The organism is Streptomyces sp. PL-25, assembly GCF_058344915.1.
This window is the reverse complement of sequence record NZ_CP136997.1, coordinates 5,060,844-5,083,793: the sequence shown is the minus strand read 5'-3', so window position 1 is coordinate 5,083,793 and position 22,950 is coordinate 5,060,844. Positions and strand designations below refer to the sequence as shown.

At 66.0% G+C, this 22,950-nt stretch carries 16 protein-coding genes, 1 tRNA gene and 3 pseudogenes; 8 read left to right on the top strand and 12 right to left on the bottom strand.

Annotation, left to right across the window (positions count from 1 at the left end; all coding sequences use genetic code 11):
- Nucleotides 1-2: 2 nt before the first annotated feature.
- From R4Z62_RS23050 to R4Z62_RS23035, 4 genes and pseudogenes are all read right to left on the bottom strand, one after another.
- The gene (locus tag R4Z62_RS23050; protein ID WP_355476777.1) at nucleotides 3-1,352 is read right to left on the bottom strand and encodes a homoserine dehydrogenase; all 1,350 of its coding nucleotides are present in this window, start codon (nucleotides 1,350-1,352) and stop codon (nucleotides 3-5) included.
- A gap of 173 nt (nucleotides 1,353-1,525) precedes the next feature.
- Nucleotides 1,526-2,917: a diaminopimelate decarboxylase gene (gene lysA / locus R4Z62_RS23045; protein ID WP_491520774.1), complete on the bottom strand. Its 1,392-nt coding sequence runs from the start codon at nucleotides 2,915-2,917 to the stop codon at nucleotides 1,526-1,528.
- Nucleotides 2,918-2,953: 36 nt separating this feature from the next.
- Nucleotides 2,954-4,060 carry an ArgS-related anticodon-binding protein NrtL gene (gene nrtL / locus R4Z62_RS23040; RefSeq protein ID WP_491520773.1) on the bottom strand — a complete coding sequence of 369 codons (1,107 nt, stop codon included), beginning with the start codon at nucleotides 4,058-4,060 and terminating at the stop codon, nucleotides 2,954-2,956.
- A gap of 192 nt (nucleotides 4,061-4,252) precedes the next feature.
- Nucleotides 4,253-4,725, bottom strand: a pseudogene (locus tag R4Z62_RS23035) (response regulator).
- A 174-nt stretch (nucleotides 4,726-4,899) separates the two neighbouring features.
- Between R4Z62_RS23035 and R4Z62_RS23030 the strand changes: the two are divergent.
- The 5 genes and pseudogenes from R4Z62_RS23030 (at nucleotide 4,900) to R4Z62_RS23010 (ending at nucleotide 9,858) form a co-directional block, all read left to right on the top strand.
- Nucleotides 4,900-4,971, top strand: a tRNA-Arg gene (locus tag R4Z62_RS23030).
- A gap of 190 nt (nucleotides 4,972-5,161) precedes the next feature.
- Nucleotides 5,162-5,476, top strand: a pseudogene (locus R4Z62_RS23025) (ATP-binding protein); the annotation flags it as partial.
- Entirely contained in the window at nucleotides 5,476-5,853 is a 378-nt protein-coding gene (locus R4Z62_RS23020) for a hypothetical protein (protein WP_491521915.1), read from the top strand. The pseudogene R4Z62_RS23025 and the gene R4Z62_RS23020, both read left to right, overlap by 1 nt.
- Before the next feature lie 625 nt (nucleotides 5,854-6,478).
- Nucleotides 6,479-8,863, top strand: coding sequence for a coiled-coil domain-containing protein (locus R4Z62_RS23015; RefSeq protein WP_491520772.1), 2,385 nt, complete (start codon nucleotides 6,479-6,481; stop codon nucleotides 8,861-8,863).
- Nucleotides 8,864-8,871: 8 nt separating this feature from the next.
- Nucleotides 8,872-9,858, top strand: a complete 987-nt coding sequence (locus tag R4Z62_RS23010) for a hypothetical protein (RefSeq protein ID WP_491520771.1) — start codon at nucleotides 8,872-8,874, stop codon at nucleotides 9,856-9,858.
- Nucleotides 9,859-9,946: 88 nt separating this feature from the next.
- Here R4Z62_RS23010 and R4Z62_RS23005 read toward each other — a convergent pair whose 3' ends face one another.
- The 7 genes and pseudogenes from R4Z62_RS23005 to R4Z62_RS22975 form a co-directional block, all read right to left on the bottom strand.
- Nucleotides 9,947-11,224 carry a hypothetical protein gene (locus R4Z62_RS23005; RefSeq protein ID WP_491520770.1) on the bottom strand — a complete coding sequence of 426 codons (1,278 nt, stop codon included), beginning with the start codon at nucleotides 11,222-11,224 and terminating at the stop codon, nucleotides 9,947-9,949.
- A gap of 118 nt (nucleotides 11,225-11,342) precedes the next feature.
- A complete protein-coding gene (locus R4Z62_RS23000) occupies nucleotides 11,343-12,671 on the bottom strand; it encodes a protein kinase domain-containing protein (protein WP_491520769.1) in 1,329 nt (442 codons plus the stop codon).
- Between the two features lie 725 nt (nucleotides 12,672-13,396).
- A complete protein-coding gene (locus R4Z62_RS22995) occupies nucleotides 13,397-13,969 on the bottom strand; it encodes a hypothetical protein (RefSeq protein WP_491520768.1) in 573 nt (190 codons plus the stop codon).
- 77 nt (nucleotides 13,970-14,046) lie between these two features.
- A complete protein-coding gene (locus tag R4Z62_RS22990) occupies nucleotides 14,047-15,282 on the bottom strand; it encodes an AAA family ATPase (RefSeq protein ID WP_491520767.1) in 1,236 nt (411 codons plus the stop codon).
- A gap of 127 nt (nucleotides 15,283-15,409) precedes the next feature.
- Complete coding sequence (locus R4Z62_RS22985; RefSeq protein ID WP_491520766.1) at nucleotides 15,410-15,853, bottom strand: ATP-binding protein; 444 nt, start codon at nucleotides 15,851-15,853, stop codon at nucleotides 15,410-15,412.
- Nucleotides 15,834-17,635: pseudogene (locus R4Z62_RS22980) on the bottom strand (reverse transcriptase/maturase family protein). Before R4Z62_RS22980 ends, R4Z62_RS22985 begins: the two are co-directional and overlap by 20 nt.
- A 524-nt stretch (nucleotides 17,636-18,159) precedes the next feature.
- Entirely contained in the window at nucleotides 18,160-18,354 is a 195-nt protein-coding gene (locus R4Z62_RS22975; RefSeq protein ID WP_491520765.1) for a hypothetical protein, read from the bottom strand.
- Between the two features lie 169 nt (nucleotides 18,355-18,523).
- Between R4Z62_RS22975 and R4Z62_RS22970 the strand changes: the two genes are divergently transcribed.
- Together R4Z62_RS22970 and R4Z62_RS22965 are read left to right on the top strand one after the other, a co-directional pair.
- Nucleotides 18,524-19,411 (top strand): helix-turn-helix domain-containing protein, encoded by an 888-nt coding sequence (locus tag R4Z62_RS22970; RefSeq protein ID WP_381742601.1) that lies wholly within the window; start codon nucleotides 18,524-18,526, stop codon nucleotides 19,409-19,411.
- Nucleotides 19,408-19,608, top strand: coding sequence for a DUF397 domain-containing protein (locus R4Z62_RS22965; protein ID WP_491520764.1), 201 nt, complete (start codon nucleotides 19,408-19,410; stop codon nucleotides 19,606-19,608). The genes R4Z62_RS22970 and R4Z62_RS22965 overlap by 4 nt, the downstream gene beginning before the upstream one ends.
- A 39-nt stretch (nucleotides 19,609-19,647) precedes the next feature.
- Here R4Z62_RS22965 and R4Z62_RS22960 read toward each other — a convergent pair whose 3' ends face one another.
- A complete protein-coding gene (locus R4Z62_RS22960; protein WP_491520763.1) occupies nucleotides 19,648-20,901 on the bottom strand; it encodes a hypothetical protein in 1,254 nt (417 codons plus the stop codon).
- A gap of 388 nt (nucleotides 20,902-21,289) precedes the next feature.
- Between R4Z62_RS22960 and R4Z62_RS22955 the strand changes: the two genes are divergently transcribed.
- Nucleotides 21,290-22,948: a hypothetical protein gene (locus R4Z62_RS22955; RefSeq protein ID WP_491520762.1), complete on the top strand. Its 1,659-nt coding sequence runs from the start codon at nucleotides 21,290-21,292 to the stop codon at nucleotides 22,946-22,948.
- Nucleotides 22,949-22,950: the final 2 nt, after the last annotated feature.

Sequence of the window (22,950 nt, the reverse complement as noted above, 5' to 3'; positions counted from 1 at the left end):
GGTTACTCTCCTTCAACCCGCATGATGCTGGCGACGCCCCGCACGGTGTCGAGGCTGCGCAGCGCCGCGACGGTGCCGGTGAGGGCGGCATCGGACGCTCGATGGGTGACGACGACGAGGGACGCCTCGCCGCCCTCCCGTCGCCCACCACCGCCCTGAACGACGGCGACCGCGTCGCCGCTGCCTTGATTTCTGCCCTGCTGCCGGACGGTGTCGATCGACACCCCGTGCTCGGCGAACACGGTGGCGACCTGGGCGAGGACGCCCGGTTTGTCGGCGACGTCCAGGCTGATGTGGTACCGCGTGACGACCTCGCCCATGGGCGAGACGGGCAGCGCGGCGTACGCGGACTCGCCGGGCCCGGTGGCCCCGCCGCGCAGGTTGCGGCAGACGGCGACGAGGTCGCCGAGGACCGCGGAGGCGGTGGGCGCGCCGCCCGCGCCGGGCCCGTAGAACATCAGCTGCCCGGCGGCCTCCGACTCGACGAACACCGCGTTGTACGCGCCGCGCACCGAGGCCAGCGGGTGGCTGAGCGGGATCATCGCGGGGTGCACGCGCGCGGTGACGGAGGCTCCGTCGGCCGCCCGCTCGCAGATGGCGAGCAGCTTGATGGTGCAGCCCATCTCCTTGGCGGAGGCGAAGTCGGCGGCGGTGACCTCGGTCATGCCCTCGCGGTACACGTCGTCGAGCCGTACGCGCGTGTGGAAGGCGATCCCGGCGAGGATGGCGGCCTTGGCCGCGGCGTCGAAGCCCTCGACGTCGGCGGTCGGGTCGGCCTCCGCGTAGCCGAGCGCGGTCGCCTCGTCCAGGGCCTCCTGGTAGCCGGCGCCGGTCGAGTCCATCTTGTCGAGGATGAAGTTCGTGGTGCCGTTGACGATGCCGAGCACCCGGTTGACCTTGTCCCCGGCGAGGGACTCGCGCAGCGGGCGGATCAGCGGGATGGCGCCGGCGACGGCGGCCTCGTAGTACAGGTCGCGGCCGTGCGTCTCGGCGGCGGCGTGCAGGGCGGCGCCGTCCTGGGCGAGGAGGGCCTTGTTCGCGGAGACGACGGAGGCGCCGTGCTCGAACGCGGTGGTGATCAGGGAGCGGGCGGGCTCGATCCCGCCGATGACCTCGATGACCACGTCGATGTCGCCGCGTTTGACGAGGGCGGTGGCGTCGGTGGTGATGAGGGCGGGGTCGATGCCCTCGCGCACCTTGGAGGGGCGCCGGACGGCGACCCCGGCCAGCTCCACCGGGGCCCCGATCCGGGCCGCGAGGTCGTCGGCGTGCGTCGTCATGATGCGCGCCACCTCTGAGCCGACAACCCCACAGCCCAGCAGCGCCACCTTCAGCGGACGCGTACGCATCATCCGACCTCGTTTCCTCATACCGTCTACGGTTGGACCAGTCTCACTCACCGGACCGGAGTTTCTGCCATTTGTCCGGATCGTGAGACGTATATTTCATTTTCGCGCGGCCGGACGACGGAGATCTTCCGGCGCCTTCCCCGGCCGACGGAACTCGGGGCACCCGCGCGGGCGCCTCATCCGACGTCGAGGCGGAGGAGGTCGTCCTCCGTCTCCCGGCGGACGATGACCCGCGCCGCGCCGTCCCCGACGGCGACGACCGGCGGGCGCAGGGCGTGGTTGTAGTTGCTGGCCATCGAGCGGCAGTACGCGCCGGTGGCGGGCACGGCGATCAGGTCGCCGGGCGCGAGGTCAGCCGGCAGGAACGCGTCCTTGACCACGATGTCCCCGCTCTCGCAGTGCTTGCCGACGACCCGGACCAGCAGGGGCTCGGCGTCGCTCGTCCGCGACACGAGGGCGACGCTGTACTCGGCGTCGTACAGCGCCGTACGGATGTTGTCGGACATGCCGCCGTCGACGGACACATAGGTGCGCAGCCCCTCCAGCGGCTTGATCGTGCCGACCTCGTAGAGGGTGAAGGCGGTCGGGCCGACGATGGCGCGGCCCGGCTCGACGGAGATCCGGGGCGTGCGCAGCCGCGCGGCCTCGCACTCGCGGGTGACGATCTCGGTGAGCGCCTTGGCGATCTCGTGCGGCTCGCGCGGGTCGTCGTCGCTGGTGTACGCGATGCCGAGGCCGCCGCCGAGGTCGATCTCGGGCAGCTCCACCCCGTGCTCGTCGCGGATCTCCCGGAGCAGCCCGACCACGCGGTGCGCGGCGACCTCGAAGCCGGACATGTCGAAGATCTGCGAGCCGATGTGGCTGTGGATGCCGATCAGTTCGAGCCCGTCGAGCTTCAGCGCCCGCCGCACCGCCTCGGCGGCCTGCCCCCCGGCGAGCGGGATGCCGAACTTCTGGTCCTCGTGCGCGGTGGCGATGAACTCGTGGGTGTGCGCCTCGACACCCACGGTGACCCGGATCTGCACCCGCTGCCGCCTGCCCAGCGACTGCGCGATGTGCGCGACCCGCGCGATCTCCTGGAACGAGTCGAGCACGATCCGCCCGACCCCGGCGCCCACGGCCCGCTCGATCTCCGCCGCGGACTTGTTGTTCCCGTGGAAGGCGATCCGGTCCGCCGGCATCCCCGCCGACAGGGCGGTGGCCAGTTCGGTGCCGGAGCAGACGTCCAGGTTCAGCCCCTCCTCCGCCAGCCAGCGCACGACGGCCCGCGACAGGAACGCCTTCCCGGCGTAGAACACGTCGGCGTCCTGCCCGAAGGCGGTGCGCCAGGCGCGCGCCCGCGCCCGGAAGTCGGCCTCGTCGAGTACGTAGGCGGGCGTGCCGAACTCCTCGGCGAGCCGGGTGACGGACACCCCGCCGACGGTCACCGCCCCGTCCGCGTCCCGCATGACGGTCTGCGCCCAGACCTTGGGGTCGAGGCTGTTGAGATCGGCCGGCGGGGCGGCGTAGTGCCCCTCGGACAGGACATCGGCGTGACGGGGCCCGGCGGGGTGTGCGGAACGGCTCATGTCGGTCAGTTCTCTCTGGCTTCTCTGACTACTCACTCAGAGGTGATCGGGTGCGTCGATGCCGAGCAGGGACAGGCCACCGGCCAGCACCGTCCCGGCGGCTTCGGCGAGGGCGAGCCGGGCACGGTGGGCGGCCGAGGGTTTCTCCTCCCCGACCGGCAGCACCGTCGGCAGCAGCGGCCACAGCCCGTCGGCGACGGCCACGAGCTGCCGGGCCAGCCGGTCCGGGGCACGGTGCGCGGCGGCCTGGGCTAGGACGCGGGGGTGGTCGGCGAGGGCGGTGAGGAGGGAGTCCGCCGTGCGGGTGCGGCCGGTGATGTCGGTGTGTCCGGTGGTGTCGGTGTGTCCGGTGATGTCGGTGTGTCCGGGTTCGGGGGCGAAGCCGAGGTCGGCTGCGTTGCGCAGGAGGGCGCGGGTGCGGGCGTGGGCGTAACGCACCCGGAAGAGCGGGTTGCTCTCGCGCTGCGCGAGGTGCTCGTCCCCGACCCGGACCCGGTCGCGCCCGGCAGGATACAACAGCGCCCAGCGCCCGGCGTCGTGCCCGAGCGAGAGGAGCGCGTCGCGGTCGGCGGGGGCGACGGGGAGGGGCCGTACGTCGATGACGCGGTCGTCGGCGCCCGGGACGGGAACGCGCCGATCGCCCTGGCCCTCCCCCTCGTCCGCGATCTCGATGCGGGCCTGGCTCCCCTGGGCCGCCAGCAGCCGGACCAGCACCTCACCGACGACGAGGGCACGCGGCTCGGCGGCGCACCGCAGCAGGACACGGGAGGAACGGGTGCTCTCCCCCTCCCCGTACCTGTACGACGGACCGCTGCGGAGGATGTCGGACACGAGGCGGACGGAGGCGGCCCCGGCCCGGTCCTCGCGGAGGCTGATGTTGAGGAACCCGGGCCCGGTCACGGAGACGTCCCGGATGCCGTCGACGAGGACGAGCCGGTCGCGCAGCACTCCGGCGACGCGCAGGGCGCTCTGTCCGGCGGGCCGGGCGAGCTGGAGCGCGACGGTGGTGGCGTAGTCCCCGCACCCGCCCGGCCCCGGCGGCTTGACGACAACCCGCTCCGGGACGCTCACGCTCAGCTCCCCCGCGTCGACAGCACGACGCACCGCGTGCAACACGGTGCGGGAGAGCTCGACGGGGGTCACGGGACAAGCGTAGGGGAGGAAGGGGGTGGGTAGGCGAGCCGGTTTGCGCGGGGTATCGCGATGTGGACGCCGGAATGGTCATGCGGGGCGGAAGGGGGACGAAGTGCCCCGCTTCCAGCTCAAGGGGCGGACGGCGAGGACCGCACGGTCGGGAGCTGAACGACGGCGCGCCCCCTGCTCCTCGTCCTCGTCCTAACTACGCCGACGCCCGGCACGCTCGGCGTCCCCGTCCGCGCCGCCGCCGGGCCCGGCCCCCTCGTCCCCGGCACTGCCGGGCTGCTGCCCTCTCCCGCGCCCATGGACCAACTGGAGCACGACCCGCACGAGTTCGGACGGCTCGAAGGGCTTGGAGAGGAAGGCATCGACACCGGCGTCGACTCCGGCCTCGACCTCACCCCGGGAGCAGGCGCTGACGATGGCGAGCGGAAGGTCACGGGGCGGGGGTCGGCGCGGAGCCGCGCGGCGGTCGTGAGCCCGTCGAGCCGGGGCATGACGACATCGAGCGTGATCACATCGGGCCGCACCTGATGGACGACATCCAGACACTCGGCACCGTCGGCCGCGGTCACGACCTCGAGACCCTCTAGCTCGAGATTGACCCTGATCAGCTGCCGGATGACCTTGTTGTCGTCCACAACAAGCACCCGGCCGGAAGCCCCTGGCACAACTCGAGAGTAGGTCGCCCCCGGCCACCGCGTCCGGGTTTTCCCCACTTCCACCCCGTCCGGGGGACCCCCCACTCCCAGGTGGACGCCCCCGCCCCCACCAAAACGTTCATGACCACCCCCCTGGAGCTGGTAGTGTTCTACCCGTCGCCGCGCAGGAAGCGCAGCCGACACGCCCCCGTAGCTCAGGGGATAGAGCAACGGCCTCCGGAGCCGTGTGCGCAGGTTCGAATCCTGCCGGGGGCACCCAGTATGAGGTGCCTGAAGACCCCGACATCAGTGGAGACGCTGAGGTTGGGGTTTTCGCGTTTGTGCAGGCGTGTGCGGCCTGGAGCGGCCGTATGCCTGGGTCCGGGGACGGGATCTTGGGGCATCGCCGCAGGTGAGGTCCATGGAAGGGCGAGGCTGCCACCGGCGCCAGGCACCGCCGCCTTGAGCCGAGGACGCCGAGCTGATCGTGAGCGAGCTGAGCGCGAACGCGATCCTCCACACGGCCAGCGACCAAGCGTACGGCAGCTTCCACCTGGCCGTCGCGGTCTCGGCGCAGGTGGTAGCCCTATCGGTCACGGACGACGGAGGCGCCAGCACAGCGCCCAAGGTCGAGCACCGGGACCAGGAGGCCGAGCACGGCCGGGGACTGGGCATGGTCAGCGCGATCGCTCACCGAGTCGTCGTCCATGACAGCGACCAGGGGCACACGGTCATCGCGGAGCTGTACGCGGACGCACGGTGGAGAGGCCGCCTGTGCTGATGAAGCCACCACAGTGGGGCTACTGGTGCGAATGCTGGACCGAGGACCTGGCCGATGGCTGGCAACCGGCACTGCTGGCAGCGTTCGACGCCTACTCGGCACCGCAGGCGGACCGTTGGGTGGCGGTCACGCTGCGAACGATCTCACCGGCCCCGGACGCGGACGCGTCCGACGAGGCTTGGGAGTGGCTGTACGAGGGCCGCATCGAAACCCGACGAGCTCTACTGCGATCCGAGTCGTGCACGGTGTCAGTGACCCACGCCAGCACGTGGATCACGTGGACGATCCGTCCGGTGCTCTTCCTGCCACTCATGCACCGACAAGGCGCCGAACTCCCGGCCTGCGCGCAGGCCTTCAAGCCCCATCCAACAGAGTGAGTTAGAACTTTCTCTACTAGTTCTAGTTAAAGGCGGCTCCCTCCGCTCACCGCTCGCGGCCCGGCCCCCGGCCGGGCCTGCGCTCCTGTCTCCGCCCCGCTCAGCCCGGCCGGCGCCCGAGCCGCGCTCATAGCAATCAGCCGCCTGATGCAAGAGAAGGGAGACGCTGTGGCTGGGGCGGTCGGCTCCACGGCTTTAGCCACCTCCCCGGTCCGGGCCCCGCGTCGAGCAAGACCAGGGGGCTACTCGTGCACATTGCGGTCAGGTCCAAAGCCTGCCCGAGTTGCCAGCCAGCGTACGGCCCCCTGGCCATGCTCGACCCCAGACCGGGCAGGACACCGGCCAAACCCGCTCCGCCTTAAGTAGGCTTACCTACGCCGCAACTGTGGCAGCATCAGGTCTGATGGATATGGCCTGTCGCGACAGACAGGGGGGACTGCAGTGTCAGATGTCGGCCAACAAATGATGACAGTGGTTCGAGAAATAGACTCAGCGATTCGAGCGCCTGGGAACTCCCGCTCGACTGCCGACCAGAGCACCGCGCACGGGGTAGATCTTTCACTTTTGACCCTGCTCGCATCAGAACCGTTCGGCCCTCACTTGGTCCTCGAAAGGTTGATCGCAGATGCACATCAGGATTGAAGCTGAAACCCGCCGCGGCCTCCGCATCATCGGCGAGATTCCCAGCATTCCACTCTGTAGAATCGAAGGCTACAACGGCATCGGTAAAACAAACGCCATTAAGCTTCTCAGGCTGTGCACGGGAGACCAACCCTTTACAGGCAACGATCATTCCTGGAGAACCTTCCGAAATCAGCTGAAGAGCGCGCGGGTTTCAGTTACCGACCTGCACGGGGCGCAGACATTGGAGTGGGCACTCGATCCAAGTCGCTGGCCTCAAGTTGCCGAACCACTAGGCGATCTAATCGGTGAGATTAGAATCGACGGACGATCCGCTCGACCACGAGACATCACGACCCTTCTGAGCGTGCACCATGTCATGGCCGCCGATACGCCCGTAAGCGTCCTATCCGAAAGACTCAGCAGTGCACAAAAGCGAATCCAGGAGTGGGACGCCGAAGTTGGAAGGCAGCGCCAAGAAGAGATAGAGCTCGCCCTGGGAGACCTGCAAAACAAGATCACTGATTGTGCACCATCACAGTTGTCACGCGAGCTCACAATTACATCCGAGGCCGAGAAAATCGCGATTAGCCTGGCCAGTCAACTGAAGCTCGCACGTGAACGCGTCGAGCGGCTGGATAGAGCCGTCGAGATCTCCGCGCAGCTCACGCAGGTTCGAGGACGCGGACCTGAAATGGATGAAAAAATTGAAGAGCTAGCGGCCCACCTTGCTGATCTCGATCAACAGCGCCAAAAGCTCGATAGGCAGATCAAAAATGCGAGCGCTCAAAAGCACCAGAACGAGAAAGCCGAGAACGAGTTCGAGAACGCCCAAAGACATCTAGTTCGTCGAGACAAGGCGCTGCGAACCATACAAAGCCATCTCCAGAACCTCGCGGCAGCTGTAGGAGTGGAGCCGACTGAGGATGCTCTCGCAGCAGCACGCCGTGACACCAGTCAGCATCTGAATAGACTGCTCGAGCGACAGCCTCGCGTTAACGCCACTCCGATGTTGTTGGGTCTGATCAGCAGCCTAACTTCCAGCTTGGAGAACGCAGAGCAAGCAGAGCATCTAGGCAACGAGCTCCTGATCTCTTCTAGTCAAGGGGGCACTGATTGGACTGTCACTGCTTTGAGGGAGGCGCTTCAGCACCATGAGGCTGTCCTCCGCGAAGAAGCACCTTCAGCTGACGCCGAACAGTTGACGCAGGAGATCGAGGAAACGCGAGGCCGGCTCGGAGCAATCGCGCAAACAGAAGCTGCATTGCGAGAAGTGGAAGCCGCCCAGACAGCCCTCGAAAAGGCCGAGGGCCGCCTACTAAAGGCGACGAAGGGGCTCCCTGAGCAAACAGCGCGCAACCTTGAAGACCTGATGTCAAACCGCGCAAGACTGGACCAAGAGGCTCGTACTGTTCAAGCAGATCACGCCAGGCTGGCTCATGCCCGAGAACTACTCGGTGGTGGAAAAACCGAGGATGCTCTAGCGGCGGAATTGGTGCAGCTATGCCGCGAAGCCAATGTAGAGGTTGCGCGCCTTAGAAAGCATCGTGAGAAAGAGCAGGCTGAGTTCGAGGAGCTGACTCGCCGAGAAGCCCAGGCCGCCCAGCAAGCCGCTCTTGCTCACCGCAATTCCGGGAACCGCATTTCCAGGGTCACAACGACTGCGCGCTTCCTGAGTCAGAATCCTGAACTTTCTTGGCTAAGGAGGGCATTCCCGCAGATCTCCTCCCTGCCCGGGCTCAACATTGCCGACCAAGCGCAAGCGTTGACACAGGTGGCCTCTGCAATCGACAAGGCTCGTGACTCCCTAGGGTCCACCTATTCATCACTGCGCGGAATGGAAACAGCACTCGGGCGACTGGAGTCGCGCATTCGCCAAAACAGCGGAGAAACGGGCACCGAGACTGCGTCCGATAGGGCAGCCAAGCGCTGGCTAGCGGATGAGGTTCGCCAGTGGTTCGAGAGCGAAGTCGTAAGAACGGCGCTGTTCAACGGAGGTACCAACGTCGAGTTGGATCCCGACAGTCTGCAGCTTTCATGGACCGCTGCGGACGGGCAGACTAACGAACGCCCACTCGCGGCATTCTCCAGTGGAGAGCAAGCGTTCGCCTACACGCAGGCGCAGGTCGCTCGTCTGGACCGGGACGATAACGCCGCTACCAACCGGCTTATCGCCCTCGATGAGTTTGGCTCATTCATTGACGCCAAAAACATGTCAGCCCTAGCCTCGTATCTTCGGGGACGGCAGGCACAAGCACCCCACGATCAAGTCCTAGTGGTCCTTCCGCTTGAAGTTTCTCCGGCGATAGCGTCATCAAACGGAACTACGAACGAGCGAGTTAACGCGCTTAGACAGCGCGGATACTTCGCAGAGGCCTTTCAACTATGAGTACGAGCGTGCAGCGAGTGTTCGGGGTTCCCGCCATCTTGACGGGTGACGAGTGCGTAGCGCTGATTCGCGACCTCACTCAACTCTGGCACCTTTCGTATGACAAGGCGCCGGGCGCATTGGAAGCCGACCTAGCCATGTGTAAACGCTTTTTCGACCCTGTTGCACGTGGCCATTCCCTGCGTGATCGATTGGGCAAGCTTCCACCCACCCCAGCTGACTTGTTGCGTCGCACCGGCCAGTACGGGGAACCGCTGGTAACTCAAGTGGGCGACAATGTATCGCTCGTGGGTATCGAGGCGCGACTCATGTTGGAATTGCTGGAGGAGCAGTACGCGGATGATGACCACCTGGTGCTGACGCTGGCTGACATCGAATCAGCAGAACGCCGTGCTATGGAACTCTACAGGGCATGGTCGATGGCGCGGCTAAACCAGGTAGTCGCCCTCAGAAGAGGGCAAGGAAGCGAAGTAATGCAGGCGATCGCTGTAGGGGTCGTAATCGCACTTCTCGTCAACAGGTCGGATACTGAGGATAGGGCCGTAGTCAGGTGGCATCACTCGACAGCGGATGGTCAACAGGTGGACAGTGCCATCTTCGCCGGAGCTGAGGCATTCGCTGCTGAAGTGTCCCGGAACCGAAGCAGCCGCGCTGCCGGAGAGCAACGCCTTAAAGGCGGCTACGCTCTTAGTGAGGCGCGTCGGCGTTTGGCTAACCAGCTCGTCGTAGCCCCTAACGGAAAAGATGGCGGCGAGCTCCTGTATATCCCCGCTCGACACAGGACGGAAGTTATCGCGTTCCTTGGTCGAGATCTCGCCAGGCGCCCGAGGCTTACACAGGCTGTCCTTGCCTCAGCTTTTGATGCACTGGTGAGTGCCTATCGCGGCGCCGCTGGCCAGCTAGCTCATCGCGGCATGGTCTTTGAGCGATCTACGGACACTCGCTCCCTTAAGGAAGAACTACTACGAGAGTTCTCAACGGCGCAGCATCCATAAATTTGTGATTCTGCACCTTGATTGTAAGGCTGGCGCTCTTCCTCGCGGGCTCATAAGAGCTTGTGTTCGAGGAAGACGCCGGACCCTTTCAATCACGGCGAAGCAATACCAGCCGCTCTGCGAGTTGCACATTATGCCGGGTGGCATTGCTTGCCCATCGCTGTCCCCGGTGACGAAGGATTACATCCTCCTTCAGGGTGAACCCTTGACATTTCGCCAGCTTGGCAATCAATCCGGGCGTGTCAACGTAGACCCCATATGGCGCGCTGTCACCAACTAGCAAGACCGCGGGTGCTCCCGAGGTCAGCACCGTGAAAAGATTTTCCATAATTCGTGCGATCGCTACAAAGTAGTCGGGAACTACACGATCATACTCTTTTCCCCTCGATCGATTTCCTCTTTCTTTCTGGAGTCGATCGGCAATTTCACTGATCTCGGTTCCGACCGTCCCGTACGCCTGCAAAAGGGTCCTGGCATCGCTTGCTGCGCCTACGCTGCTCTGCTGAGTGGTAGCCGTAAGCATGTCAGAACGCACCTCGGCACACATTTGCGACCAGCTGGTAACGTCACCCCAGAAGTAGAGTTCCAACCGCGTCGCGTCAGCGTAATCGAAATTGTTTAGATACGGCGGTGAGGTGACACACCCGTGCGCAGTGCCATGCCCCAGTTCACTCCAGTTCATAGCCTCCCGGGAGTCGCCCTGTCTTACTCGGCATGCTGGCGAGGAAGAATAGTCGGCCTCAAACTCCCGAATATCCTCGACCATCCACCCGATACGCTGAAGGAAGCGAGTCAAGGGGTCGGCGAATGTCGGCTGCCGTTGACTTCCGGGTCTTTGGTATGGCCAACCGACACGCACTGATGCAACATCTCTTAGTGTCGCTAGCAACGCCCATTTCAAATGCAAGTGCCACTCATGCGCTTGCATTGCTCGAATCAAATCGCGCAAGCTCACCAAAGTGGCGAGCGTTTCGGGATCAAAACTGCGAAGTGTCAGGTCGGCTTCGCCGCTGATGTCAATGTCTGCCCTCGTCGTTATAGCTTGTAGCGTGAGCTCGCGGGCAGTCGCAAGGAGCCCATTCGGGTCCTCTGAGGTGCGATCGAGTTTCAGAGCTGCAAGCTCCGCTATGAGCGGATGGGCCTCAACTCCGTAGAAGGCGTGACCAGCTCGCCTAGCCGCGGTACCTGCAACGCCTGACCCGGTGAAGGGATCAACTACAAGTCCTGCGGTGGGCAGCCGCAACTGCTGCAGGAGCAGGGAGGCATAGTCGGACGCGAAGCCTGCTGGGTAGCGAAACCAGCGATCGAACGGCTCACTTCGGCTGGTGCCGTGCCGGCGTCCTCGTCCTGAGCTGGGCTCAAACACTGGTGACTCTTCCTGGGGGACCGGGCCCTCCGGCATCGGCCTGTGGTTATCGCTCATCAACACTCGCCCATTGGACCACGGTGATAGCCGTCACCACCACGGTGATGCGGGATCGGATTCAGCTGGCGCCGAGGATGGTGGCCAGCACGACACTGCGCGCTCGCCAACCAGGCTCTCTGTAGTACTCCACGACGTCCTGTCGCGCGCCCAAGACCGGTGCGAGCGCACGGTCAGCCGGTGCCTGGAGGTCGCCCAACCACTCTAGAGTCCGTCTGCGTTGGTCTTGATCCTGCCAGTGGAGTTCGGCAGCGAAGAAGTCTGGCGCGAGATCTTGGGCGTGTCCGAGGTTGTTGTTAGCGACCAACGCCTGGAGGACCGTGAGCAGGAAGGCCAGCGGTGTACTTATGTACTCCCTATCTCGATCACCCCAGGAGCCAGCAACAAGGTGCTTTGCCAGAACACCTGCCAACAAAGCGGCTCGCTCGGGGTCAGAGTGGCACCAAGCACGTGTAGGCCCAGTGGATATCTGCGCGAAGTAATCGAAATACAGGCTAGCGTCGTCTTGATGAGCGTCAACCAGTCGGACTAGCGCCTCTAGGCTTCCCTCCTGTGCGAGCGTGATCCCTTCCACCAGCCTGCGGGCCTTCGTTAGTACAGGCTCATCACGGTCGTTAAGTACCACCTGTACCATGTCCCGCAACTCAGACATGGTCTGCGTCCTCAACGAAGTCTCTTGCCGCGTACATGCGTTGACAAATAGTCGCCAATGCAGGAACTCGCCGTCAGGGAGCAGCCGCACTCCGCTTGCAGGAGACGTCCCGGTGAGGTACCAAGCAGCAACGCGTCCGAGACTGTACACATCCGCCGCTGGCGTGGCTTTACGGGGGTCCACACTCAGTTCAGGGGCATCGAATCCTGGCGTGCCCATCCCCTGGCCGGTGCGGGTGAGAATTCGGGAAGCCTCTTCAGGCGGACGACGAACCATGCCCCAATCCGCTACCACCCACCGGTATCTTGCCCCGCTGTCGCCAGAGAGAGCAAGGATATTTTGCGGAGAGATATCACGATGAACCAGCCCGAGTTGATGAGCCACATCCAGGGCTTCACCGATAGCAAGGAGGATGGACGCCAGCTCCTCTTCGTCCGGCCCTTGGCGAAGGTCTTTGAGATTGCCGACCGCGCGAGGCATCGTGTACCACGTGAAGCCTGGATCGTGATCCAGAATCGGCATGATATTGGGGTGGGCTAGCCGCTTCTGGTCCTGAATCTCCCGCTTGATCCTGTCCTGAGCATCCTGGCGGTTGTAGGCGCGTTTGAGCGCTACCTCTTCGCCCGTTTCCTTGTGCACGGCAGGGAATACCTGGGCATAGCTCCCGTGCCCCAGTGTTCGAGCATCGAGACGATACCGCTCCTGTGCCTTGATGCTGCTGTCCGACGCACCTGCCATGGGACCCATCCCCCCTCAGCCGGGTCAACTAGGCGCATATTACTTGACCTTGGCAGGAGTGACTGTTCGTCTGGCCTCTTGTCCCCAACCCGCGGTCACTGGATGCAAGGGTGAGGTCGCCTAGGCTAGAGGGTGTGCTACGGCTGACGAAGTAAGGAGTCGCGGCAGCCACGGCACAAGAACCGTCCCTGAGGCGCACGCCGAAGCGGTCGTGCCAGCCAGATGACTGGTACACGAGTTGACGCCAGGGTTCCCACCGAGCGCTGCATCGGCGTATGTGTTCGTGCTGATTCTGCGGCTTGTACTGTCGGGTGGAGGGCGTAAGGCTTCGCAGTCTGGCCCCAACGAGTCTTCCCATGGGAGCTGAAGGGCCGTGGACGACCCGTGGACCGGCAACATCTCAGGGGTGGCTAACGTTACTGTGACCAGCAACATTCGACGGTTCTCGCAGCCCCTCCGGAGCCGCGTGGGCAGGTTCGAATCCTGCCGGGGGCACCCAGTATGAGGTGCCTGAAGACCCCGACATCTGTGAGAGCATGAAGTTGGGGTCTTCGCGTTTGTGTAGGCGGTGCCGCCCCGTGCGGGTGCATGTCGGGGGCTGTGGTCCAGGCCGTGGACGGGATCTTCAGGTATCACCGCAGGTATGGCAGGCCCGCCCCCGGCCTGACGACGATTGGGTTTCGGCCGATGGGCAGAGCGCACAGGCTCTGAGAGCCCGCCGGATGTCACGCCCAGTCGGCGAGGTCTCGGACGAAGTCGCTGTACGAGTCGTTCCGGCCTTCCGGGGCGGTGATCAGGCCGTGGGTGAGGGCCTCGCAGGCGACGAGGGGGCCGTCGCTCTCGCGGAAGGTGGGTGAACCGAGTCGTCGCTTGAGTTCTTCCTTGGGTTCCTTGATTCGCCCTGAGTCCTTTCCCCGCAGTTGTGCGGGGACCTTCCACTTCGGGCGCACGCGGGGGAAGGCGTCGGGGAAGAGGAGCAGCCAGCCTTCCGATTCCCAGGCGGCGAGCGCGAGCGCGGTGTGGAGGCCGGCGCACTGGCGAGCGAGTTCGTCCGCGACCGCCGCGCGCACCCTGCCGTAGTCCGAGTCGGTGAAGCCGTCCAGATCCTCGTGGACGGCGAACCCCACGAGCTGCGCCTTGCGCTGAACCGCCTTGGCGCGAGCCTTCCCTACGAGCACCTTCACCGCCGCGGCCAGATCAGGGCCGGACTTCCTCCGCAGCCGCACAGGGTCGTTGATGCGGACCAGCTTGGCCGTCGCACCGAGATCGGGCCGGTGCGCACGTATCAGGGCCGCCATGATCTCGCAGTCGTTCTGATCCTCACCGGCGAGAACGATGACGCGCCCCTGAGAGTTTGTGCGCCGGCCTCCCCCACTCACAGTTCACCTCCGGTGAGGTCGCCGCCGAGCACGCCCGAGAACCACAGCTCACCGAGCGGCTGGTCCCCCGATTCCTCGACGATCTCCTCCACCTCCCTCACCGTCAGGGCGGGGATGATCGACGCCCCCTCCTCGTCCCGGTCGCAGACCACGAACTCGTCGGGGCGGAGCCGGTTCACGAGAGCGGGCGAGTGGGTGGCGACGATGAACTGGGTACGGCCTGAGGCTTCCCGCAGCCGCTGCACGACCAGCTCCAGTGCCTGCGGGTGCAGCCCGTGGTCGATCTCCTCGATGCAGGTGAAGGCGGGCGGACGGGGATCGTAGAGGAGGACGAGCAGACCGAGCAGGCGGACGGTCCCGTAGGAGGCGTCGGCCAGTGGTGTCAGGCGGCGCAGGCCACGTTCGCGCAGGACGACGGTCAGCTGATCGCTCGAACCGCCCACTTCCTCAAACTCGATGTTCTCCAGCTGTGGAAGGACCTGACGGGCGTCCTCGACGAGGTTCTCCCAGATCTCCTCCCGTCCGCTGAGGTGGATCAGGAACGCAGCGAGGTTCTCGGCGTGCGGAGCCAGTGTGGCGAGGTCGGCGACACGCAGTCGCGTGGGCATGCGCGCCGCGGCCACATCCACGTCGAAGACCCGGAAGGAGGAGAGGCGGTCCGCGACGCGGGTCACCTCGTCACCGCCGTCCGCGGGACCGAGTCTGGGCAGTGTCGACAGGCCGCTGCTCAGCCTGCGAATGCCGAAGCTGCCGCTGTCCTGCTCCTTGCCGGCCCGTCTGTCGAGCACACGCGCCTCTTCGCCGGAGATGGTGATCCGCCGTCCCCTCCCCTGCTTCCGCTCGAACTGGAAGCTTTCCTCCCGGGAAAGCGCGTAGGCCGCCCGAGCCCTGTCCCGGTTCGACGGAAGGGACCGGCGCCGGATCGTGAGGCTGTACTCGTCGGGCGCGTTGAGAGTGGAATTGCTGGTCCAGGTGGCCTTCAAATGGACGCGCATGAATGTCGGAGGTTTCGCCCCGCCCCAGAAGGCGACCTCGTCGAACCCTCCTCTGCTGTCGAGCGCGGGCTGGAGGTCCGTACGAATGATGTCGGCCAGGAAGTCGAAGACCTTCAGCACGTTCGACTTGCCCACACCGTTCGGTCCCACCAGCACCGTCAGCGGACCGAGTGGGACGGTCACATCGCGCAGGCTTCGGAAGTTCTCGACGTGCAGTTCGAGGAGGCGGCTGGGCATGAGAGGAACCTATCGGGTGGGCGACCGGAGCGACCGCGTATTCGGCACGGAACGGAGAGTAGACCGACCGCCTGACATCGCAGTACCGCCGCCACACGCCCAGGTAGCCGGGGTACGACAGAGACCGTCATGGAGAGGGTCGTCCCGGCGCGGGACGGCGTACGGAGTGGGTCGGCTCGATCTCCGCCCACACCGTCTTGCCGCCCGGTGGGTATGGCTCAACGCCCCAGCGGTCCGCGAGGGACTCGACCAGGAGGAGGCCCCGGCCCGACTCCGCCTCAGCCGACGGCTCTTCGGGGTACGGCGGCGTGGCGGGGAGCCGTTCGCCGCGCGCGTCGGTGATCTCGATACGGACACCGCCGGATCCGGGCGTGCGGGTGAGGGTGACCCGGAAGTCACGGCCCCGGACGCGGCCGTGGAAGAGTACCGGTAGGCCACAGGCGAGGTGGCTGCCGCGGCAGCTCCTTTTCCTGTGGCCCCCGGCCCGAACCCGCCGTGCACCTTTCGGTGCAGCGGGCTCTCCAGCGATTACTGCGTGATCCTGGGCCCGGTTATGCGTGGATGTTTTCATGGCAGGGCGGACAGACCACCAGGGTTCTGCGTCGCTTCTTGACCATTAGCTGCATCCACGGAGGCTGCTCTTTCCGCGCCTGGAGCTCTGCAAGGTGGCGAACTTGGTGGACTTGCACGGCTGTTCGCTTGTTGCAGAGTTCGCACCGTCCTTTGCGGAGCCGGTCGATGAGCTGGCTTCCGCGCGGGCGGCTGCGGGGAGTGAATTGAGTAGGCGGAAGGTCGTCAATGACGGCTTTCCGCTGCCGGATCAGGGGAATACCACCGAACCGTGCGATCAGCGGTTTCCTGCCCTCACGTTTGATCCTGGCCTCAAAACATCTGCGTGGTCCGACGGGTGTCCGGATGGTTGTTTTGTACTTGTTGGCCATCGCGGTCACCCGTGACCGATGCCTGGCGGCCAGGGTCTTGAGCATGGAGGTCAGCATGACCCCCTTGAGCCGGTCGAGTTTCCAGACATCGCCGGCCAGCAGGTAGTACTGAACGATGCCCCGGTACTGCGCTCCGTAAATGCCGATGATGTCGAAGGGTGTGCAACTCGTCAGCGGGAGCAGGTGTGTGGGTTTGCCACGGTGGAGGAACGGGGCGCATTTGGCCTTGATCACACCTTTGGGTACGCGGAGTTGGATCTTCCCGTTGATGGAGCGGAGACCGCGATTGATGCGGCCGCCCCTGGAGACCTTTTCATCTGCGTGCTGGACGGTGATCTCGTAGCCGAGGAAGCGGGCCGCTTGGGTGCGGCCATGGGTGATCAGCGTTTTGCCCTGGTTGAGTTCCAGCTTGAGGTCGTCGCGGAGGAATGCGGCCAGGCGCTGTTTGATCGTCTCGGCTTCGGCCTTGGGTCCGATGAACCCGAGGAGATGATCGTCCGCGTAGCGGATGTAGCGTAGCCGCCGGTAGCCGGGATCATGCGGATCACCGACCGGATGGGGCGCAACTCCTTTCGCCATTGGCGGACTTGAGCGGACTCGGTATTCTCCTTCCTGTAGGCGAGTCGCTTCCGGGCAGTGCCGATTGCGTTCTCCAGCTCCTTATAGGCCGGATTCTTGCGGCGAGCTGCTCCTCGGGTGAATTCCGGGATGAGAACTGTCTCGACGAATGTGTCCAACCGGTCCATGTAGATGTTGGACAGGAGTGGGGAGAGCACACCGCCTTGCGGGGAGCCCGACAGGGTGGCGTGCCATCTCCAGTCCTCCAGGTATCCCGCCTTCAGCATCTGTCGGATGAGGCGGAGGAACCGGTTATCGTGGATCTTCTCCGATAGAATGGCCAGCAGAATCTCATGATCCAGCGAGCCGAAGCAGTCGGAGATGTCTCCTTCGATGAACCAGGTTGTCCCGGTCCAGTTGTATGTCACTTCGGACAGTGCCGTGTGACAGCCCCGGCCGGGGCGGAAACCGTGAGAGCGGCTGGAGAAACGCGGCTCGTAATACGTTTCCAGAAGAAGGCGTATCACTTCACCGACGAGTTTGTCCGACCAGGACGGCAGGCCGAGCGGGCGCGTCTTTCCGTTGGATTTCGGAATGTGGACGCGCCGCACCGGGCGGAAGCGATAGCGCTCATGACGCATGGCTTCGATGATGTGTCCGATCTTGGCTTCGGACATGCCGTCAGCGGTTTCCCCGCAGACTCCGGGTGTCATCGCGCCGTGGTTGGCGTAGATGCGCCCGTAGGCCAGTAGATACAGGCTTGGATTGAACAACTGTCGATACAGTTCATCACACGGCAGGCTTCGCCTGCCGCGTTCACGCAGGACATCAAGCACCGTTTCGGCGTTCTGCATTACGCATACCTCCCAGCATCGTGATGTCCGAATCACCTGGCCCCCTTCGCCCTGTGGACGGCTTTCCCGTCCTCCTTGGCAGGTCGTTACTCCTACGACTACTACGGGGCCTCCGTCACCTTGAGGCTCGCGCCTTTTAGGTGATCCCATGTTCGTCTCTGTTGTACGTGTCTAGCGCGAGTTAGGCGCCCCACTCATCCCCTTGAATTCCCTCACTGGGAATCATTCCGCGACCCGAAGGGTGCGATGGATACGCAGTTACTCCACCGCAGGGTGCGGCGCCGGTGTCACGTGTGGCTTTCCGGCGGATGCAGTCCATTTCATCCTTTGGAGATTGGAGTTCAGGCAGTACAGCTTTCGCCATATCGCGCGGGTCCCTCAGTGCCTCGCTTCCACACGTGAACACGAGCACTGATTTCCTGGCATGCTGCTGTCCCCTTCACCTTTCGGTTCCAAGTAAGCCATCAGACCCAGAAACCTCCCTTCAGTTCCTCCCGGTTGAACCGGGGATACAACAGAGCGCCTCATGGCGCACCGGCGTTGGCCGCGAGTTCGGCGGTGATCTGCACCGCCCGTTCGGCCACCCCGGGTGACACCTTCCAGGCGGTCAGCCGTTCGGCGACGAGCAGGCGGGCAAGGCGGGCGCCCCGAGGGGTGGAGGACAGCTGCTGGGCGAACGCCCCTGCGGTGCGGGGCTGGTGGGGGGAGGTCGTGTGCATGGGGCCAGCGTGACGAGGGTGCGAGGTCCCGTTCCAGAGGCGAGGCCCGTACGCTGCGTCAGCGTACGGGCACTTTCGGTGGACGGTACGGGTCCGTACGCGTCACTCTGAGCACCGCCGATCGCTTGAACGACGGTCGGAGTACGGGCGCGTCAGGAGGTGGCCGCGGATGGCAGAGGGCGTCGAGGGCGTAGCGGATGAGGCGGACAGCGCGGAGGGCGCGGATGCGGCGGACGAGCAGGGGCGTGAACCCGATCCGTCCGACAGTCTGCGGACCTTCGGAGCCGTAGTCCAGGCCCTGCGGGAACACGCAGGGCTCAGCAGGGCCGAGTTCGGGGAGATCGTCCGGTTCTCCAAACACACGGTGGAGTCGGTTGAGTTGGGCCGGCGGATGCCGGACGAGACGTTCGTCGACCGGGGGGACGCGGCCCTGGGGAACACCGGGGCGCTGCGGAGGTCCGCGCCGTTCCTGACCCGCGCCGAAGCCGGTCTCGCCGTGTGGTTCCGGCGGTGGGCACGGCTGGAGAAGGTGGCGGTGAGCCTGTGCACGTACGAGTGCAGGCTGGTGCCGGGGCTGTTGCAGTCGGAGGCGTACGCCCGAGCTGTGTTCGAGGGCACCATCCCGCTGCTGACCGACCGGAAGCTGGAGGAGCAGCTCACCGCGCGGCAGAAGCGCCAGAAGATGCTGCGGGAGCGGCCAACCGTGCCGTTCAGCTTCATCGTGGAGGAGCATGTCTTCCGGCGCCGGTTCGGTGACGCAGAGGAGATGCGGGAGCTGCTGGACCACGTGCTGGAGGCCAGTGCTCCGCGCAATGTGACGCTACAGGTCGTACCGGTGGACGCGGGGTTGCATGCCTGCCTGGATGGGCCGGTGCGGCTCCTGGAGACTCAGGATGGGCGGCGGCTCGGATACTCCGAAGGGCAGCAGAACGGGCGACTGATCACCGACCCGAAAGAGATGCGCCTCCTCCACCAGCGCTATGACACACTGCGCTCACAGGCCCTCAACCCCAAGGAGTCCCGGGGTCTGTTGGAGCGTCTGCGAGGAGAGCTATGAGCACGTCCGAACTCGCCTGGTTCAAGTCCAGCTACAGCGGCAGCCAGGGCGACGACTGCGTCGAGGTCGCCGTCACCCCGTGCGCCGTCCACATCCGGGACTCCAAGGACGTGGGGCGCCGGCCCTTCGCGGTCGGCTGCGAAGGGTGGGCGCGGTTCGTGGCGTTCACGGTGGAGGAGTTCCAGGCGGGCAGGTGAGGTGGTGCCCGGAATCGGTCGGCGGTCGGCGTCGGCCGGTCAGCGCTCCGGGGCGCTTTCCGCCTCGGCCGCGTCCGTCTGCCCGCGGAGGCGGCGGGCTCGTTCGGCGAGCTTGTCCTTGACCGAACCGGCCCGGTCGAGGGTCTCGCTGCCGAAGTTTCTGGCGGCGTCCACGCCCTTCGCTCCGGTCTCCAGCGCCTTGTCCCTCGCCTCGGCCGCCGCGGCCGCCCACCGTCTGGTCTCGGACGGCTGACGATCGGACTCGATCCCGAGCACCCCGTGGAAATCGTCGACGCCGGTCACGACCTCGTTGGCCGACCGGACCACGGCCGGGGACTTGGCCGGATGCAGCAGCACCTTGGCATTGGCCTCGTCGGCGGCCGCGTTCATCCGGGCCACCAGGCGCTCGGTGCTCCGTGAGATGAGCGCTCGCCGGTTCCGCCGGGCGATCCGGATCCCTTCGCGATGCCGGTCCAGCTCCTCCGGAGCCGCGTCCAGCACCCGGTCGAGTTCGAGTACGGCTATCGCGTCCTGGAGCTGGAAGCAACGAGCGAGGACGGTGAGCCACTGCTTGGCCTTGGACTCGGCTTCCTCGGCCGCTGCGGCGAGTTCACCGATCTTGGCCTTGTGCTCCATCTTCTCCGCGAGCGCGTCGAGCCGGCGGAGCGCGTACACCTGGACGGTCGCGATCGTCTCCGGCGTGGCCTGCACCTTCGACCACGTGATGTCGGAGACCCGGCCCACCTCGTTCCGGATCGACATGGCCTCGTCGATCACCAGCTCCGCACCGGTCATCTTCGCCAGCTCGGCGTCCTGCTGGGCACGGAGCACGTCGTCGAGTTTCTCGTCGATCTTGGCGAGGTACTCGGTGATTTCGTCCATGGCCTGCCGCATCGCGAGCTGGGCCATGACCGCCGCGACATTGGCCAGCTGTGCCGGGTTGCCCCGCAGGGGACCCGGTCCCTTCGCGAACTCGACGAATCCCTTGCTCTGGCCCTTGGGTCCCTTCAGCACCCCTGTGCTGAGACCGGTCCTGGCGCTCTTCCTCAGCCCGAGCTCGTCGACACGCTGCGCGGACTCCTTGGTGAGCTTCACCCAGCGGCCCGAGTGGGCGGCCAGGTCGGAACCCGCCTGCGCGACTCCGGCCGCGTCACCGAGGACGGACCGGAACGGGCGCGTTCGCAGGGCCTGCGAAGGCAGTCCCTCGGCGACCAGGAAGCGTTCGACCGTCGCCTCGTCCCCGACAACCGCCAGGTCGTCGCCGTCCCTGATCAGCTGGATCTCGTCATCCATGGTCACTCCGTGAGGTGTCGGACAGCCCGGGCTCTGCCGCGATTCCCGGTCCGGGCCGTGCAGGCACGGGCGGGCGTCAGGCTAGCGAGTCATGGAGGACCGTGGCCCCGGGGGGCGGAATGCGGAATGAGGCCAATGAGGCCAGGGGGGCCGGGCGATTCGCTACCGTGTATCGCGAGTTCACCGAGTCCGACTGTTACAAGGCTCACCCAAAGGATTGCTAAGCAGCTTGAAATCGGATAATAGCCGCGAGCCGCGAGCCGCGAGCCGCGAGCCGCGAGCCGCGAGCCGCGAGCCGCGAGCCGCGAGCTGTTTCGGCGGTCGGCCGATTCGGGTGCCGGTGGGGCGGGACGCCCCTCGCTGGAGCACCTTTCACGGTGAGCGCACGGTGGTCGTCGCGGCCCGGACGGTCACCTCGACGGTGCGGGTCCTGGAGACGCTGCCCTCGCTCCTGCGCGACGACCACCGGGTGACCGTCGTCTTCGCCTACGATCCCTCCTCCGCCTTCAACGACGGAGTCCTCGACCTCCTCCAGGCCGAGGGGTGCCGGGTCATGCCCTGGGAGCAGCTGGGGGACATCGAGCCCGATCTGATCCTTTCCGCGAGCGAGAACATCGATGTGCCGGACGGCGACTGCCCGGTGCTGGTGCTGCCGCACGGTGTCGGCTTCCAGAAGCTGGTGCCGGACTCGCGGAGCCCGGAGAGCAGGCTCTCCGGGGTGGTGCCGGACTCGCTGCTGGAATCGGGGCGTGCCTGGCTGGCGGTCTCGCATCCGGCGCAGGAGCGGCAGTTGCTCGCCGCCCGCCCCGAAACCGCTGGGCGCACACTGCTGGTCGGCGATCCGTGCTTCGACGAACTCGTGGGCAGCCGCCCGCGCAGAGGGGCGTACCGGGAGGCGCTCGGTGTCGACGAGCACCAGCGCCTGGTCGTGATCAGCTCCACCTGGGGTCCCACGTCGTTGCTGGGCCGTCACCCGGAGCTGCTTCCGCGTCTCCTCGCCCGGCTGCCCGCCGACGAGTACCGGGTCGGCGCGATCACCCACCCCAACATATGGTCGGCGCACGGTGCCTGGCAGCTCCGTACTCTTCAGTCCGCCGCGCTGGAGGCGGGTCTGCTGCTGATGCCGACCGTCCACGCCTGGCGGCCCGCGCTCGTCGCCGCGGACGTGCTCCTGGGCGACCACGGCTCGGTGACGCTGTACGGGGCCTCGGCCGGTACGCCGCTGCTGCTGGCCGCGTTCGGCGACGACGCCGTACCCGGAACCGCCGCGCACGAGATGGCGGCCCTCGCACCCCGGCTCGATCTCCGTGGTGATCTGCTCCGGCAGGTGGAGGACGCCGTGGACCGGCACACACCGGGGAGGTACGACGGCCTCGCCCGGCAGGCGTTCGCCGACCCGGGGCATGCCGTCGCCCGGCTCCGCTCCGCTCTCTACCGGCTTCTGGAACTTCCCGAGCCGTCCTCCCCGCCGCCGTCCCCGACGATGCTGCCGATACCGCGGTCACCCGCCTCACCGGTCACCTCGTGGCACGTGATCACCGATGTCACCGGAGCCGGAGGCGGAGGCGGGGCCGGCGGGGTTCCGACGGTCACCGTGCGCCGCTTCCCGGCCTCCGTGGCCGCGTACGGCGAACCACGTACGGACGGGCCTGCCTCTTTCACACACCTGGCGTGCGGGGACGACGAGCGGGACCACCGGCTGGCCGAGAGCGCCTCCGTGCTCGTGCGGCGCGGCCCCGCCCCGACCTCGGTAGCGGCACTGACCTGGATCGAGGAAACACTCGCCCGGCTGCCGGGCAGCCTCCTCGCGGTGTCGGCCGTACGCGGGGGCTGCTGTCTGGCCGGGCTCAGGGACGGCAGGACCGTGGAGGTGGCGGTCACCGGGCCAGTGCTCGATCCGGGACTGCACGCCGCGCTGGTGTACGGCCTGCTCCGGGTGGGTCATCCGCTGGACGGAGCCGAGGTGACGCTGCGGACCGGTGGGAGCCGGGAGGAGGACGCCGTCCTGCGTCTCCGTCCCGCGCGTGCCGGTGCTCCGCCGGCCTGACG